This window comes from Geobacillus sp. TFV-3, from assembly GCF_009901865.1.
Lineage (GTDB): Bacteria > Bacillota > Bacilli > Bacillales > Anoxybacillaceae > Geobacillus > Geobacillus thermoleovorans_A.
This window is the reverse complement of record NZ_MPSP01000001.1, coordinates 1,955,727-1,968,781: the sequence shown is the minus strand read 5'-3', so window position 1 is coordinate 1,968,781 and position 13,055 is coordinate 1,955,727. Positions and strand designations below refer to the sequence as shown.

The window sequence follows — 13,055 nt, the reverse complement described above, 5'->3', positions numbered from 1 at the left end:
TTATGAGATCAAGGAGGTCATCACAATGAACGTAGCGAAAGTATTGGATGCGAAAGGACTTGCCTGCCCGATGCCGGTGGTGAGAGCGAAAAAAGCGATGGACGAATTGGAATCGGGACAAGTGCTGGAAGTGCACACGACTGATAAAGGAGCGAAAAACGATTTGCCGGCATGGGCGAAAACAAGCGGCCATACGGTCATTGATATGAAAGAGGAAAACGGTGTGTTGACGTTCTGGATTCAAAAAGGATAATTTTTGCGTTTTTTATATACCTGTATAGGTATGAAGAAAGGAGGCAGCGAGATGGCACAGCCAAAGAAAAAGACGACGATCATTTTGTTCAGCGGCGACTACGACAAGGCGATGGCGGCCTACATCATCGCCAACGGCGCCGCTGCATACGATCATGACGTGACGATTTTTCATACGTTCTGGGGGCTCAACGCCTTGCGGAAAGAGGCGCCGGTTCCGGTGCAAAAAGGGTTTCTCGAAAAGATGTTTGCGAAGATGATGCCGCGCGGCGCGGACCGCATGGGGCTGTCGCGCATGAATTTTGCCGGCATCGGCCCAAAGCTGATCAAAAAGGTGATCAAAAAACATAACGCCATGCCGCTTCCGCAGTTGATCGAGATGGCGAAAGAGCAAGGCGTGAAACTCGTCGCCTGCCAAATGACGGTCGATTTGCTTGGGCTGAAGCCGGAGGAATTGATCGATGGCATTGAGTTTGCCGGGGTGGCTGCGTATTTGGCTGACGCTTCCGAAGGAAATGTGAACTTATTCATTTAATCATCTTGACTCATGAGGGAATCGTATGGCACAAACAGTGATCGACATTATCCTGTTCGTTTTGCTTGCTTGGTTTCTCGCTAGCCGCTTCATTCCCCCAAGAGGGGTGCAAATGATCACAACGGCTGAATTAAAGCGGCGGCTGAAACAACCTGGCGTGCAATATATTGATGTACGCACGCCGATGGAGTTTCGCTCTTATCATTTGCCGGGGTTTCGGAACATCCCGCTTCATGAATTAACAGCGCGTGCCCATGAATTATCCAAGGAGAAAGAAGTCATTGTCATTTGCCAAAGCGGGATGCGAAGCCAAAAAGCGAGCAAGGTCTTAAAGAAGCTTGGATTTCGTTCTGTGACAAACGTCAAAGGAGGCCTAAACGCTTGGAAGTAAAGGAGGATGAGGATGAAAACGATCACGCCGAAAGAAGTGGAGGAACGTCTTCGTGCAGGAGAATCTCTTCATATTATCGACGTGCGCGAGCCGGATGAAGTCGCCGCAGGCAAAATTCCGGGAGCGATCAACATTCCGCTCAGCTTGATTGAGTTCCGCATGCATGAACTCGATCAAAATCAAGAATATATTCTCGTCTGCCGTTCCGGCGGGCGAAGCGGTCGTGCGGCGGAGTTTCTTGACAGCCGCGGTTACCGCGTCGTTAACATGACAGGCGGCATGCTGGCCTGGGAAGGGCCTGTCGAATAAACCGTCAAGGAGGGAATCAGCCAATGATCAAAGTCGATATGACCGTCGATGCGAAAGGATTGTCCTGCCCGATGCCGATCGTCCGCACGAAAAAGGCGATCAACGAATTGGAGCCGGGCCAAGTGCTTGAAGTGCAGGCGACGGATAAGGGTTCCAAAGCCGATATCAAAGCATGGGCTGAAAGTACAGGGCATCAATATTTGGGAACAATTGAAGAAAATGGGGTTTTGAAACATTATATCCGCAAGTCAACGGAGAATGAAGCGCGCAGCGAAACGGCATTTCCGCATGTCGTCTCCAACGAAGAACTGCAAGAAAAGCTTCATGATCCCGAGACGTTTGTCTTGGATGTCCGCGAACCGGCGGAGTACGCGTTTGGCCATATTCCGGGCGCGGTTTCGATCCCGCTTGGAGAGCTTGATCGCCGGATGGAGGAACTTCCGAAAGACAAAACGATTTACGTCGTTTGCCGCACAGGAACACGCAGCGATTTGGCTGCGCAAAAGCTGGCCGAAAAAGGATTTGATCGTGTGCGCAACGTTGTTCCAGGCATGTCGCAATGGAACGGGCCGCTCAATTCCGCTCAATCGTAATGGAGCGGCCTTTTTCAACGATTAAATATACACTAGGGGGTATTTTAATATGGTGAAAGAAATGACCGTGCAACAAATGACGGAAAAGGTGTTGGACAAACAATCACTGTTCATCTTGGACGTCCGCAACGAAAGCGATTTTCGCGATTGGAAAATCGAAGGGGAAAACTTTGAGTATTTGAACGTTCCGTATTTTGAGTTGATCGATGGGGTTGACTCGATTGTCGACCGTCTTCCGAAAGACAAAGACATCGTCGTTGTGTGCGCGAAAGGCGGGTCATCGGAATTTGTCGCCGAACAGCTGGCGGAAGCCGGGTTTGACAACGTTTATACGCTCGCTGGCGGGATGCAAGCGTGGAGCGAGCATCTCCATCAAGCCAAAGTATACGAAGACGATCAATTGAAAATTTACCAATTCATCCGCGTCGGCAAAGGCTGCCTGTCGTATATGGTCCTTTCCGGAAGCGAAGCGCTTGTCATCGATCCGCTGCGATTTATTGACGTGTACGAACAAGTGGCCCGACACGAAGGAGTAACGATCACGCATATCGTGGACTCGCACTTGCATGCCGACCATTTGTCCGGCGGCAAGGCGCTGGCGGAACGGACAGGCGCTGCTTACTACTTGATGAAAAGCGAAGGAGCGGTGTTTGATTTCGAGCCGCTTGAGCAACATGAAACGATCGACTTCGAAAACGTTCATTTGGAAGTGTTGGCAGTGAAAACACCGGGGCATACGCCGGGCAGCGTCTCCTTCTTTGTCAACGGCAAATGGCTGTTCTCCGGCGACACCATCTTTGTCGGCGGACTCGGTCGGCCGGACCTTGGCGGCAAGGTGGCGGAATGGGCGGCGGATTTGTATGACACCGTGTATGAAAAAGTCGCGGCCATGGCCGATGATGTGATCGTCTTGCCGGCTCATTACGCCAATTTAGATGAAGAAATCAATGCGGAGGGGTATGTTGGCGATACGTTGGGCCGCATCCGCGCGCGCAATGAGATGATGCAAAACAAACCAAAAGACGAATTTATCGATCTTGTCATCCAAAGCGCCAATACGGAAACACCGCCGAACTTTGAAGACATTGTCGCCATCAACCGCGGGCTCAAAACCGTTGATATCGAAACAGAGCGGGAGCTTGAGATCGGCCCGAACCGCTGTGCACTGCATCATACCCATGCCTAAAGAAGCGGCACAGATTGGCAGGGGACGGGGGTGTGCCTCGTCCCTTTTGAAAACAAAAGGGAGGGATGGTCGATGGATGTTTCGCTTGCGTTTCTAATTGTCATCTTTTTAATCGGCTTTATCGGTTCGTTTATTTCTGGCATGGTCGGGATTGGCGGATCGATTATTAAATATCCCATGTTGTTGTATCTTCCGCCGTTGTTTGGGCTGGCGGCGTTCAGCGCCCATGAAGTGTCGGGGATCAGCGCGGTGCAAGTATTTTTCGCCACGATCGGCGGTGTATGGGCGTATCGAAAAAGCGGCTATTTGAACAAATCGCTGATTCTATATATGGGGGTAAGCATCCTTATCGGCAGTTTTGTCGGCGGCTATGGCTCGAAGCTGATGAGCGAAGGAACGATTAACGTGGTTTACGGGGTCTTGGCGGCGTTAGCAGCCATCATGATGTTTGTGCCGAAAAAAGGGATCGATGACATTCCGCTGGAACAAGTGACGTTCAACAAATGGCTGGCGGCAGCCTTGGCATTTCTGATCGGCGTCGGGTCCGGCATTGTCGGGGCGGCGGGGGCGTTTTTGCTTGTTCCGGTTATGCTTGTGGTCCTGAAAATCCCGACGCGAATGACGATCGCCACTTCTTTGGCGGTGACGTTCATTTCCTCCATTGGCTCCACGTTCGGGAAAATCGCCACCGGCCAAGTCGATTACATCCCGGCGCTCATCATGGTCGTCGCGAGCTTGCTTGCCTCTCCGCTAGGGGCAAAAGCGGGGCAAAAGATGAACACGAAAGTGCTGCAAATCATCTTGGCAGTATTGATTTTGGCAACAGCGGTGAAAATTTGGGTGGATATTTTATGAGTGGATCGATGGAAAGACGATGAACGACGGAAAACGATATGTGTGAAGGCGAAAACGGATCATGTTTCGCCTTTTGTTTTCTACAGATCCATTTGGGGACATGATAAACAGTGAGAAAATCTTTACGAAGGGAAGAATGAGCAATGTTCCATTACACGGTTGACGTGCCAACAGGCATGGACGAAACGATCGAGCGTTTGGAAGAGAACTTGAAACAAGAAGGGTTTGGCGTGCTCTGGCGGTTCAGCGTGACCGAGAAGCTGCAAGAAAAGGGGCTTGACTTTTCCACGCCGATGGTCATTTTGGAAGTATGCAACCCGCACGAAGCGGCGCGGGTGCTAAACGAAAACCTGTTGGTCGGCTACTTTTTGCCGTGCAAAGTCGTCGTCTACCAAGAAAACGGCGCAACGAAAATCGGCATGCCGAAACCGACGATGCTCGTTGGCATGATGAACGATCCTGTTTTGAAGGAAATCGCAGCCGACATTGAAAAGCGGCTGGCCGCTTGCCTCGACCGCTGCCGCTGATGGGCAAAGAAAAAGGTGTCCCAAATGACGGGGCACCTTTTGTGATGCAACGAAAATCCTTAACGGAAAAGTCGCTTGTCCCTTCTCCCGCCTCTCTTGGATCGATGGTTCAGAGAATTAGATAAGCGGCTGATGGTTGAAACGCAAATCCTTTCTACAAATCCCCTTCCCCCACCGCTTTTTTTGTTTTTGCCCGTTTTTTGACTGAGCGCAGCTGTTTCTCTGCTTCCAGCTCGCGATGCACAATCCGGTCGGGATCAAGCCCATTCCCGAGTGTACCGTACACATGGCCTTGCTTCGGCTCGATGAGCTCGTGTTGCTCGTAGTAGACGCGCGGCGTTTTCCAAAGGGCGGCCAACGCTTTGCCCATTGGCATTTCATGGTAGCGGTCGGGCCACATTTGTTTGATGTATGTTTTTACGAGCGGATAGTACTTCGAACTCATCGCCGGAAAGAGATGGTGCTCGGTATGGTATGAAAAGTTGAAGTGAAGGAGATCCACCCACTTTGGTACGGTGACCGACAAGCTGTTCGCCAACGGATCGTTCACCGGCACTAACGGATTGAGACGGTGGTTTGTTGAGATATAGCTCATGACGATCGTGTTGGCGACAAGCAGTGGAAGCAAAAAGGCGAAAACCCACTTTTCCCAGCCAACAAGCCATAACAGCCCGAGCCATGTCGCCCAAGGCAAGAAAAATTGAAACAGGACAACCGCGCGGTTTTTCCAGCGAAAGTCTTGGAAAAAGTAAAACAGCATCCGGATCGAGTGAAGGGTAAACATCACGGACAAGGAGCTAAAAGCGAAAAATGCGCGAATCGGAAACGGGATGCGGTATACCCAAGAGAGCAGGCGGCTTTTCGCTAATTTCTCCATGCTTGGCCAAGCGTCCGGGTCTTTTTCTTCATGCTGAGTATGCACATGGTGGCTGGCGTTATGCCATTTTCGCCACAACTTCGGACCGGTGCAAAGCGGCCAAAACGCAATTGCTCCAAGAAAATCGCGCAACCATGGCGTTTTGACGACCGTACCGTGCAAAATTTCATGTCCTAAAAATCCTAATGCGGCAAAACTGAAACCAAGCACAACAGAGATAAGGAGGTTCCATACCGGGTGAAGATGAAAAAGTGATACAGCGAGGATGCCGGTGATGACGAGCCCTACATAAGCTAGACCTCCAAAAAGGCGGGACTTCACAGGTTGAAACGCTTTTTTCGGCAAATGCGGTGCTATTTTCGCCGCATACCAGCCGAACGGGTGAAAATCATTCATTCGTGATCTCCTTTCAAGCTACTCTCCGTTTGACAAGCAGCGGCGAAGCCATTCACACACTGTTGATCGCAACGAAGACCTTGTTTAATGAGGTGATTCCAAAAGCTGTTCCCTATTCCTCAATGAGTCGAGGGACGAGAGAAGTTCTTGGCCACTATAACCATCATAACACCTTTTGAGTTGTCCTGTCTATATCCTTAATGGAAAACTGCCAAATTTGGGCATGATGGCAGTTTTTCCAGAAGAGCAGGCTAGGCGCTTGAGAAGGCGGCCATCTAAAACATCATGATCAGCGTCCCAATGGTAATGAGCAACACGCCGATCACCACTTTCACGGACAGTGGTTCGCCGAGAAACATGACGGCAAACAAAACCGTCAGCGCCAAACTTGACTTGTCAATCGCTGAGACGCGGGATACATCGCCGATTTGGATCGCTTTGTAAAAACAAAGCCATGACAATCCGGTCGCCGCTCCTGAAAGGCAAAGAAACACCCAGCTTTTCATTGAGATGGCTTTTGCGCCTTGATGAGCCCCCGTCATCCAAACAATTATCCACGCAATTGCGAGCACGACAACGGTGCGAATGGCGGTCGCTAAGTGCGAATTGACGTTTTCAATGCCGATTTTGGCCAGCACCGATGTCAGCGCTGCAAACACCGCCGCCAAGACTGCATATACGATCCACATGTGCATCCCTTCGCTTTCGTTGAGAATATTTCTCATCTATTATACTATGAAAAGCGAGAAGATTTCACCATTTTTCCATTCATTTGTTATAATAGAGGACAAGCAAATAGGGAAGGAAGAGGATCATGATTTATCAGTTGAAAGTGCAGTTGAAACATACGCGGCCGCCGATTTGGCGCCGGTTGCTTGTACCGGGGGAGATGACGTTCGCCGAGCTGCATCGTGTGTTGCAAGCCGCGTTTGGCTGGATGGACCAACATTTGCATACGTTTTACATGACAAAGGTTGGTGGAACGGCGCGGCTGCGCATTGAAATCGGCAACGGAGCAGCGGGGTGGGACGGCGCTGATTACGATGAGCGGAAGGAAACAATCGAACAATGGTTTGTCGAAGAAGGCGACCGCGCCCAATACGTATATGACTTTGGCGATATGTGGGAGCATGAGATCGTCTTGGAAAAAATCGTCGATCCGCTTCCTGGCGCGTTGTATCCGTGCTGCATCAAGGCCGTGCGAGTGGGTTTGAAAGAGGACAGCTGGGGAGAAGTGCAAGCCATAGAGGAAGAGATGAGCACAGCGGAGCTGACGGCGAACGTGAATGTGGCGCTTACCCCGTTTCAACGAAAAGTGGTGAAGGAAGAAGGTGAGGCGAAAAAAACGAAACGAGCCGCAAGCAAAGGCAGAGTCGAAGAAGTGGAACAGGATGTATGGAAAACGCTGTTCGATCAAGCGCTCGCCTACAGGGACTTGGCCCCGTGGACATGGATGGACGATGATCAAATTTTTGCCGTGGTGACTCCTGATGGGGAATTGTTGTATTGTACGGTGATCGGGGCGCTTGGCCAGGAGTACGGCCTTGTCATTTACATTGGTGAGGAAGGGTATGCATGCTTGCAAGATATTTTATCTGGAACGTTGCATCCAAAAGACGCTGTGTTTAAAGAGCGCGCATTGCTCGTGTCGTTTGCGCCCCGAAACGACTTGGAAAGAGACGATAAAGCGATGTTGCGGAAGTATAACATTCCGGTGAGTGAAAAACGGCTGTTGCCGATGTTCCGCAGTTTTGCCCCTGGATATTATCCATGGTTTCTTTCGGAACAGGAAGCGGCATGGGCGGCTATGGCATTGGAACAAGCGGTAGTTGTCGCCGAGCGGCTGCGCGATGGCGAGCTGTCCCTAGCTTCGTCCGCTCGCGGCAACCGATTGTTTGCCCGGATCGCCGAACGGAGAGAAGACGGGCTTCATTGGCGTGACGGCTGGGTGCCGCGCCCTAAGGCGAAGAAAAAGGAAACACCGGTGCTTGAAATCGGAACGGACGAGTTGGAAAAAGTCAAGGCGCTCGATCGCGCCCCACTGTTTGCGGAGTTTTCGGTCGCTTATGTGAACAAGCCGATTCAGGAGCGGCGCTGGGAGCGCCCGTATTTTCCGCTGCTGGCGCTGGCCGCCGATGCAGCGGGCGGAGTCATTTTGCATCACCAAGTGTTTCGCGGCCAGCTGGAGGCGAAGACGCTGCAACAAAGTTTTCTTGAATTTGCCCGCGCGCTCGGGCGTGTACCGAGCCATGTGCGCGTCACGAAGGAACACGGTCCGTTGCTGGCCCCGCTTTTGCGCGAGTTGGGTGTGAATATGAGCACAGGCCCAACCCCTCGTTCTGATGAAGTGAGGGAATTGTTTGAACAGTTTGCGATCTAAGAAGGAGCCGACAGTGATGCCGAACAGGAGAAAGAGATGCAGAACAGGAGATGATGGGGGCAGGCCGCTGGGGTACGGAGTGAAAAGCGCGGGAATTTCCGGCTTTCCACTAGCCCACTGCTTCTGCCAGGACTCCGTTTTTCTAAGAGCGCTTTGCACGACGCAGAAAGAGGGATGAACATGTTAATTGCACTTGATATGGACGGAACGCTATTAAACGGAGAAGGCAAAATCAGTGAGCGCAATCGAAAGGCGATGATGGCCGCGCAAAAGGAAGGCCATATCGTCGCGGTCATCACCGGGCGGGCGCGCAAAGACGCGCTCGCCCCGCTTCGTGAGGCGGGGCTTGTCTGTCCGATCGCCAGTCTGAACGGGGCAATTGTGACGCTGGAAGACGGCATGGTCATCAGCGAGGCGCCGCTCGAGCGGGAAATCGTCCGTCCGGCGCTGGAGTGGGTGCGCGAACAATCGGATTTGTATTGTGAGACGTACACAGATGATGCGGTTTACGTCGGGTTGCACAACCGATCCTATTGGGAGGCGTTGGCTTCAGAGATGGCTGATGCGGCCCCGGACGTGAAATGGCTTGTCAATAAGCAGTTCCAACAGGCGCGAGTGACGTACGTCGATGACATCGGCACGGTGTGGGATGATCCGCAGCTTCCCTTATACAAACTGCTTGTTTTTGCTGTTGACCGCGAGCGTCTTCGCGAAGCGGCCTCCCAGTTCGCGGCGCTCCGTGGTGTGACGGTCACCTCGTCGCATCCACACAACATTGAAATGAACAACGAGCGGGCGACAAAAGGCGCGGCGCTCAAGCAGCTTGCCGCCCACTACGGCATCGACTTGCGCGATACGGTCGCCTTTGGCGACAGCCATAACGATTTGTCGATGTTTGAGGTCGCCGGCTATCGCGTCGTCATGGCCAACGCTGCGACGGAGTTGAAGGCAACATGCGACTTTGTCACCTTCTCCCACGAAGAAGATGGCGTGGCAGTGGGGCTCGAGCGGGTGATTGGGTGGCGGTGAGCAGCCACCATTTCCTTGTGTTCACATAAAGAAAACACAGGGTGTCGGGGTATTGGCGGTCATATGCCAATCGTTATCCCATATAGATCCGAATGTATCGCGACAGTGACATGTACTGTACATAACGAAATACACGATCAAATCAAGTTGTATATGGAAAAATGCGAGCGTTTTGTATATAATGTTTTCTTGCAGTGAAGTATTAAAGGAGAAGTGGAAAATCGAAAATTACCGAGTGTTTAATAAATTTTTGAATTGTTTATGGACGGCTTTTCTAAGGAAAAAACGGGCGACGGCGGTTTGCATGAATAATCAAGTTAAGACCCCATGGTTCCCGAATGTTTTCGCCCCGTCTATATCGAGGGGAGAGCATAGGACGAGAAATCAGCATTGCCGTTTTGCTTTGACTCGATATTGACAATGCGCTGTAGCGACTCGTCGCCATGTTTTATATGGTGGATAAGGGGGATTGATGGATGGGTTCATCAACAATGGTCAAGGTCAGAAATATACTGATCGGCGGCGAGAAACCGTGTATCTGTGTTCCTGTGCTCGGCGTTGATCGTGAACAAGTGTTGCGTGAAGCAGAGGAGGTTTGTCGGAAGAAGCCCGATTTGATTGAATGGCGTGCGGATTTTTTTCAAGCCATTCATGACCAGAACAGTGTGTTGGCTACTGCGAAAGAACTGCGGAATGTGACGGAGGACATTCCGATTTTGTTTACGGTCCGTTCCGAGCGGGAAGGGGGACAGCCGATTCCGCTCGATGGACAGGAAGTGCAGCAACTGATCGAAGCAATTTGTAAAAGCAGGGTTGTCGATTTGGTAGATTATGAGCTGGCTTATGGGGAGCGTATTGCCTCGGTGCGCCGTGCGGCTGACGAAGGTGGCGTCCGGCTCGTCGTGTCGCGTCATTATTTTGACGGCACCCCGTCGAAAGAAACGCTGGTGGCCGAAATGCGCCAAGCCGAGCAGTGCGGGGCCGATATCGCCAAGGTGGCCGTCATGCCAAAGTCGCCGCAAGATGTGTTGACGTTGTTGCAGGCGACGGAAGAAGCGCGACGCGAGCTGTCTATTCCGCTCATTACGATGGCGATGGGTGGGCTCGGTGCTATTACCCGGTTGGCTGGATGGCTGTTTGGCTCAGCGGTGACGTTTGCCGTCGGGAAACAAAGCTCTGCCCCAGGGCAAATTCCGATCGATGAGGTGCGGACAGTGCTTTCCATCTTGCAAATGTATAGCCAGTGATAGACGATCATTTGAACGCAGGCTTGTTTGTTTACTATGACCATGACGAGCGGAGACAAAGGAGGAAAGAAACGGTGAGCAATCAAATCACTCTCCCCCTCCGCGAGCGGAACATCATTTTGATCGGCTTTATGGGAGCGGGGAAAACAACGATCGGGCAGCTAGTCGCGAAAAAGCTGTACCGTGACTTTATTGATGTCGATGCGGAAATCGAGCGGCGGCACGGGATGTCGATTCCGGAGATGTTCGTGCAAAAAGGGGAAGCGTACTTTCGACAGGTCGAGCGGGAACTGATCGTCAATTTATGCACAAATACAAGGTTGAAAATCATTTCGCTTGGCGGCGGCGCGTATTTGCAGGAAGACGTGCGGCGCGCCTGCCTAGCTCACGGCATCGTCTTTTTCCTAGACTTGTCGTGGGAGCATTGGAAAGAAGAGCGGCTGCCGCTCATTGTCGACAGCCGGCCGGTGTTGAAAAACAAAACGTTGGAAGAAGTGGAGCAGCTGTTTTTCCAGCGGCAGTCCGCTTACGCTCTCCATCACTCCCGTGTCGACATCAATGAACTTGAGGCGGAACAGGCGGCGAACCAAATTGTTGAGTCAATCAAATGGACATGGGACGTCTATGAGCCGAACCGGTAAGGCGGCTTGTTGGCGGACAGGCAAGCTTCCGAGCAAGGGAGCTTTTCTTTTTGTTTCCCCCCGCAATGCCTGTCAGTCCATATGACCGCTGCCGGAGGCGAAGCCGTGTTTGCGGAAAAGAAAAATTTGACGGATGCCCTTGCCTGTTCTTGCCGGACAAATGTTCTTTTTGTTATAAGGAAAATATGCAGGAACAGGGAGAGTGGGGAGATGGAGAAGCGGGCGTTCGGTTGGATTTATGTGTATATTGTGTTGGCCGTGGCTGTGCTTTCTGCGCCGTATTGGCTTTGGTGGCTGAAACCGAAAACACAACTTGAACTGCTCATTGTCGATGAAACAGTCTCGGATCAATCGTACCGCGAGCATCAAGGACTCATTTGGCTTTTGCGGTCGCAAAAGTATGTCCACCGCAATGGGGAACGGTACGAAGCAGCGCGCGATTACGTCGGGTTTGTGCCGAAGGACGATGGGACGTACGGTGTGCGGCCGTTTCCGAAAGCGATGGATCGGTATGATGCCGTCTATGTCGCCGACACGTACGGCGTATATGAGGAAGAGTTCGTCCGCAATCGAACCGACGGGGCGCGGTCGGCGAAAGTGCATGGCGGGCTTGATGGTGAGGAGATGAAGGCGCTTTGGCAGTTCTTCCTCGCGCGGAATGGCGCATCGAAACGTGCATGGGAAAAACCAAGGATTTCTTTCTGAACAAGAACAAGGGGAAATCGATCGGAAGCTGTTTGAGGACATCGTCCATGAGCGAATGGCGGGCGGTCTGTTGTTTTCGTGGCAGGATGAGTGGTTCAAACGGACGTGGAATACGATGGAGTACGACACTCCGGATCGCCGCCCGTTTTGGCTGAACGTGCAGACGAATGAGCAGCATTTCGGCCTCCTTCGGTTCGATCCGGGACCGAGCGCAGCAGCGATGATCAAGGTGGACGGGCGGAAAGACGATTGGACGTTCAACGGGATCAAGCCGGCATGGGCGGATGGCAAGCGGGCGTTGTATGTCACGAGCGATGAAGGGTATTTGTATGTGCGGTTGGACAGCAGGCGCATCACGGATGGGACCACCGCATACATCGCGTTTGATACGATCCCGGACCAAGGGCAGTCGCGCCTCCCGGGCCTTCCCAGCGTTCGCACGGCGGGGATTGATTTCGCCTTGGTCATTCACGGAAAAGAGAGCGCGCGGTTGTTGATCGACAGCTACTATGACACGTTTTATTATCATTATGGCCATCAGTTGCATATGATGCCGGCGGCGCCTTACGCCAACCGGAAAGATAACGGCGTCTACCACCCGATTCGTCTGACATTAAATAAAAAATTGGAAGAGATTCGCGGCAAGGCGGTGCCCTTTGATTCGTATGAAACCGGAATTTTGCGGTTCGGCACGGCCAACCCGACTGACGCGGCATTCGATTCGCTTGCCGATATCAGCGTGAGCCATAGCGGCGATATGTATGAAATCCGCCTGCCGTGGGCGCTCCTCAATGTCACGGACCCGAGCCGGCGCGAGGTGATGGGCGACATCTGGTCGAAAGGCGGTCTCAAGAGCCGTCGGATCGTCCCAGGCATCCGCTTAGGCTTATACGTCGCGGACGGAGCGGATTCGTTTTCGTTCCCGGCGATGGAAGGGAACGTGCTGCCAGCAGGGCGATTTTACCAGTACACGTGGCCGACGTGGGATGCGCCGCGCTGCCATGAGCGGTTGAAACCGTCATATGATGTGATGAAAGAGGCGTTTTCGCGAGCGAAAATCGTTCAGCCGTAACGGGCTGTAACAGGCAAGGAAAAGTTTTTTCCTCCACGTGATTCGCCCTCCTTTGCCCTC

Annotated in this window: 15 protein-coding genes and 1 pseudogene; 14 read left to right on the top strand and 2 right to left on the bottom strand. The window is 52.3% G+C overall.

Annotated features, from left to right (window positions below):
* Positions 1-25: 25 nt before the first annotated feature.
* From BJQ97_RS09985 to BJQ97_RS09950, 8 genes are all read left to right on the top strand, one after another.
* Positions 26-253 carry a sulfurtransferase TusA family protein gene (locus tag BJQ97_RS09985; protein ID WP_066233195.1) on the top strand — a complete coding sequence of 76 codons (228 nt, stop codon included), beginning with the start codon at positions 26-28 and terminating at the stop codon, positions 251-253.
* Between the two features lie 51 nt (positions 254-304).
* Positions 305-787 carry a DsrE/DsrF/DrsH-like family protein gene (locus BJQ97_RS09980; RefSeq protein ID WP_044731120.1) on the top strand — a complete coding sequence of 161 codons (483 nt, stop codon included), beginning with the start codon at positions 305-307 and terminating at the stop codon, positions 785-787.
* Between the two features lie 25 nt (positions 788-812).
* Positions 813-1,178 carry a rhodanese-like domain-containing protein gene (locus tag BJQ97_RS09975; RefSeq protein ID WP_160156450.1) on the top strand — a complete coding sequence of 122 codons (366 nt, stop codon included), beginning with the start codon at positions 813-815 and terminating at the stop codon, positions 1,176-1,178.
* A 12-nt stretch (positions 1,179-1,190) separates the two neighbouring features.
* A complete protein-coding gene (locus BJQ97_RS09970) occupies positions 1,191-1,487 on the top strand; it encodes a rhodanese-like domain-containing protein (RefSeq protein WP_160156449.1) in 297 nt (98 codons plus the stop codon).
* 23 nt (positions 1,488-1,510) lie between these two features.
* Positions 1,511-2,080, top strand: a complete 570-nt coding sequence (locus tag BJQ97_RS09965) for a sulfurtransferase TusA family protein (RefSeq protein ID WP_160156448.1) — start codon at positions 1,511-1,513, stop codon at positions 2,078-2,080.
* Between the two features lie 49 nt (positions 2,081-2,129).
* Positions 2,130-3,266 carry an MBL fold metallo-hydrolase gene (locus BJQ97_RS09960; RefSeq protein WP_160156447.1) on the top strand — a complete coding sequence of 379 codons (1,137 nt, stop codon included), beginning with the start codon at positions 2,130-2,132 and terminating at the stop codon, positions 3,264-3,266.
* 72 nt (positions 3,267-3,338) lie between these two features.
* Complete coding sequence (locus tag BJQ97_RS09955; protein WP_160156446.1) at positions 3,339-4,121, top strand: sulfite exporter TauE/SafE family protein; 783 nt, start codon at positions 3,339-3,341, stop codon at positions 4,119-4,121.
* Between the two features lie 143 nt (positions 4,122-4,264).
* Entirely contained in the window at positions 4,265-4,648 is a 384-nt protein-coding gene (locus BJQ97_RS09950) for a DUF302 domain-containing protein (RefSeq protein ID WP_160156445.1), read from the top strand.
* Between the two features lie 154 nt (positions 4,649-4,802).
* Here the strand turns inward: BJQ97_RS09950 and desB are convergent, their stop codons facing one another.
* On the bottom strand, positions 4,803-5,921 hold the full coding sequence (desB, locus tag BJQ97_RS09945) for a Delta(10) desaturase DesB (RefSeq protein WP_160156444.1): 1,119 nt from the start codon (positions 5,919-5,921) through the stop codon (positions 4,803-4,805).
* A 275-nt stretch (positions 5,922-6,196) separates the two neighbouring features.
* Entirely contained in the window at positions 6,197-6,610 is a 414-nt protein-coding gene (locus BJQ97_RS09940; protein ID WP_160156443.1) for an EamA family transporter, read from the bottom strand.
* A 125-nt stretch (positions 6,611-6,735) separates the two neighbouring features.
* Here BJQ97_RS09940 and BJQ97_RS09935 point away from each other — a divergent pair, with 125 nt between their 5' ends.
* The 6 genes and pseudogenes from BJQ97_RS09935 to BJQ97_RS09915 form a co-directional block, all read left to right on the top strand.
* On the top strand, positions 6,736-8,301 hold the full coding sequence (locus tag BJQ97_RS09935; RefSeq protein WP_160156442.1) for a plasmid pRiA4b ORF-3 family protein: 1,566 nt from the start codon (positions 6,736-6,738) through the stop codon (positions 8,299-8,301).
* Between the two features lie 180 nt (positions 8,302-8,481).
* Positions 8,482-9,330: a Cof-type HAD-IIB family hydrolase gene (locus BJQ97_RS09930; protein WP_160156441.1), complete on the top strand. Its 849-nt coding sequence runs from the start codon at positions 8,482-8,484 to the stop codon at positions 9,328-9,330.
* Between the two features lie 476 nt (positions 9,331-9,806).
* The gene (gene aroD, locus BJQ97_RS09925) at positions 9,807-10,577 is read left to right on the top strand and encodes a type I 3-dehydroquinate dehydratase (protein WP_160156440.1); all 771 of its coding nucleotides are present in this window, start codon (positions 9,807-9,809) and stop codon (positions 10,575-10,577) included.
* Positions 10,578-10,708: 131 nt separating this feature from the next.
* Complete coding sequence (locus tag BJQ97_RS09920; RefSeq protein ID WP_160157594.1) at positions 10,709-11,218, top strand: shikimate kinase; 510 nt, start codon at positions 10,709-10,711, stop codon at positions 11,216-11,218.
* Between the two features lie 210 nt (positions 11,219-11,428).
* Entirely contained in the window at positions 11,429-11,923 is a 495-nt protein-coding gene (locus tag BJQ97_RS17690; protein WP_236567223.1) for a hypothetical protein, read from the top strand.
* Positions 11,853-12,995: pseudogene (locus tag BJQ97_RS09915) on the top strand (hypothetical protein); the annotation flags it as partial. The gene BJQ97_RS17690 and the pseudogene BJQ97_RS09915, both read left to right, overlap by 71 nt.
* Between the last annotated feature and the right edge of the window lie 60 nt (positions 12,996-13,055).

Bases quoted from the DNA above. Each gene is read 5' to 3' on its own strand.
- BJQ97_RS09985 (WP_066233195.1), top strand. From the start codon at position 26: ATGAACGTAGCGAAAGTATTGGATGCGAAAGGACTTGCCTGCCCGATG.
- BJQ97_RS09980 (WP_044731120.1), top strand. From the start codon at position 305: ATGGCACAGCCAAAGAAAAAGACGACGATCATTTTGTTCAGCGGCGAC.
- BJQ97_RS09975 (WP_160156450.1), top strand. From the start codon at position 813: ATGGCACAAACAGTGATCGACATTATCCTGTTCGTTTTGCTTGCTTGG.
- BJQ97_RS09970 (WP_160156449.1), top strand. From the start codon at position 1,191: ATGAAAACGATCACGCCGAAAGAAGTGGAGGAACGTCTTCGTGCAGGA.
- BJQ97_RS09965 (WP_160156448.1), top strand. From the start codon at position 1,511: ATGATCAAAGTCGATATGACCGTCGATGCGAAAGGATTGTCCTGCCCG.
- BJQ97_RS09960 (WP_160156447.1), top strand. From the start codon at position 2,130: ATGGTGAAAGAAATGACCGTGCAACAAATGACGGAAAAGGTGTTGGAC.
- BJQ97_RS09955 (WP_160156446.1), top strand. From the start codon at position 3,339: ATGGATGTTTCGCTTGCGTTTCTAATTGTCATCTTTTTAATCGGCTTT.
- BJQ97_RS09950 (WP_160156445.1), top strand. From the start codon at position 4,265: ATGTTCCATTACACGGTTGACGTGCCAACAGGCATGGACGAAACGATC.
- desB (WP_160156444.1), bottom strand. From the start codon at position 5,921: ATGAATGATTTTCACCCGTTCGGCTGGTATGCGGCGAAAATAGCACCG.
- BJQ97_RS09940 (WP_160156443.1), bottom strand. From the start codon at position 6,610: ATGTGGATCGTATATGCAGTCTTGGCGGCGGTGTTTGCAGCGCTGACA.
- BJQ97_RS09935 (WP_160156442.1), top strand. From the start codon at position 6,736: ATGATTTATCAGTTGAAAGTGCAGTTGAAACATACGCGGCCGCCGATT.
- BJQ97_RS09930 (WP_160156441.1), top strand. From the start codon at position 8,482: ATGTTAATTGCACTTGATATGGACGGAACGCTATTAAACGGAGAAGGC.
- aroD (WP_160156440.1), top strand. From the start codon at position 9,807: ATGGGTTCATCAACAATGGTCAAGGTCAGAAATATACTGATCGGCGGC.
- BJQ97_RS09920 (WP_160157594.1), top strand. From the start codon at position 10,709: ATGGGAGCGGGGAAAACAACGATCGGGCAGCTAGTCGCGAAAAAGCTG.
- BJQ97_RS17690 (WP_236567223.1), top strand. From the start codon at position 11,429: ATGGAGAAGCGGGCGTTCGGTTGGATTTATGTGTATATTGTGTTGGCC.